The organism is Lysinibacillus sp. LK3 (assembly GCF_001043675.1).
Taxonomy (GTDB): Bacteria; Bacillota; Bacilli; order Bacillales_A; family Planococcaceae; genus Lysinibacillus; species Lysinibacillus capsici.
Window position 1 is genome coordinate 1 of the sequence record NZ_LDUJ01000049.1, and the last position, 1942, is coordinate 1942.

Annotated in this window: 1 protein-coding gene and 1 pseudogene; both read right to left on the reverse strand. The window is 33.0% G+C overall.

All coding sequences use genetic code 11. The features are described from left to right. Positions 1 to 192 precede the first annotated feature (192 nt). Positions 193 to 1086 carry a patatin-like phospholipase family protein gene (locus VK91_RS22045; RefSeq protein WP_048395942.1) on the reverse strand — a complete coding sequence of 298 codons (894 nt, stop codon included), beginning with the start codon at positions 1084 to 1086 and terminating at the stop codon, positions 193 to 195. 604 nt (positions 1087 to 1690) lie between these two features. Then, positions 1691 to 1815, reverse strand: a pseudogene (locus tag VK91_RS22635) (IS200/IS605 family transposase); the annotation flags it as partial. Between the last annotated feature and the right edge of the window lie 127 nt (positions 1816 to 1942).

The window sequence follows — 1942 nt, forward strand, 5'->3', positions numbered from 1 at the left end:
GTTCAGTTTTCAAGGTTCATTTCGTTTACTCTTCTGAAAGAGTTAACTTTTATATAATAACATGTTTTATATTTAATGTCAAACAGTTATTTTATTTTATATTTTAGTAGCTGCATATCTCAACAGCAACTTTTATATAATAACACCCTATTTGTCATTGGTCAATAGTTTTATAATTATTTTTTTTAAAAATTATAACCTCAATCTTGGCCAATTTCGTAAAAATTGAATTGTACGGTTTCTTCCTATTTCTAATAGAGTTTCTTTTGTTTCTTCATTTAAATCAAATTGGGTTGCACTATAATCTTCTACAGGAATAAAAATAATGTCTCTTTCGTGTCGTCTTGATATATACCTTTCATCATGTGCATCTTTCATAGTTGAAAATAGTGCCTCAAATAAATTTAGACCATTCTTAATTTCTTGAGGACATTGTTCTTCTCTTCTTCTACTCAGTTTCAGACCTAAAATCGGACGTACTTTCCGACCTTCTTTATCATCGAATATCCATAGTGGAAAATTACTTAAAACACCACCATCCACTATAACCGATTCACCCTTCCCAGTCTTTAATGTAACTGGTTCAAAGAAAAAAGGTATACCGCAACTCATGCGTAACGCACAAGCTACTGAAAAATTCTTTGCTTCAATTTGATATTTATGCAAATCATCTGGTAAAACAATCATTCTACCATTCGTTAAATCTGAAGCTACTAATTTAAGAGAATCTTTAGGCAGATCACCAAAAGTATATACTCCTTTTGCAGCTAGCTTTTGGAAAAACCATTTTTCTAACGCCTTTCCTTTATAGAGACCTAAATGATTATAAACATTTACCCATTTCATAAAAGGAAAAGGGAAAATTGTTCTTCTTGGATCAAGTAATGAAGGAACATCTAACTCTTCTAGCATCATCTCTATCTCTTTTCCACTATAACCCGCAGCAATAAAGGCAGCTAAAATGGCACCTGCACTTGTACCAGCTACACGTTTAAATCGAAAATGTTCAGCTTCTAATACTTGATATGCCCCTACTAAGGCAAAGCCCTTCAAACCGCCACCAGAAAACACGCCATCAATCCACAAAATTTCCTCTCCTTTTTGATGTAATCTTTATAGTATAAGGATGAAGAATGACGAATAGAACTAAATTTTCTACTTTATTGACGATACTTATGTACATAGCAGCAAACTTTAACCAAGTGTCTAGCTAAAATTCGATTACAGTATCATATAAGAATATGCGGCGAAACATCGTTATTCTAAGAAATGTAAAAAGCTACTTAAATGCTAATGTAGTTTCAACAATAATTTTAGTTCCGGAAATTTTTAGTGTAGAACATATTTTTAACAACAAAAATAAAGGGCCTAAGCCCCCAACAATATTTAATTTAAATCACAGCCCTTATCTATATTAACTATGTCTTATAAGAACGTACTGATGGTGATTGATATTATTTAATTTTAAAAAAAGTTACAGAATGTTTAGCTATCCACAAATGCTGGGGTTTTCATAACTTCTAATTTTATTCTTTCACTGAAGGCTTGAAAATTTTAGCCGACTTAGTTAATAGCTTACTAACCCCTTCTATATCTTGCTAAGATTACAATGAATCAGAACCAAGTTAGACTGGTGGTTTGCTCTCGCGTGAAACGCTGGAGTACTGGTCCGTGTCAAAAGACACACTCAAAACTTCCTGTTTCCATATTTGTATTCAGGTTGGCATGCCGATCGAATATCATTAAGCTACTCTTCCCTTTCAAATAAACCACAAAAGATGAAACAATTATTTTTGCTCGAATACTCACCAACATACCTGATTGCTCGGCTGTTTTTTTCTTGTCCATAGCTAGAAGCTCTTTGGAACCCCTCGCATAGCAAGGTTTTTTTTAAATATACAATAAAAAAACAGTCAGCGCACAGCTGACTGTTTTATTGCCT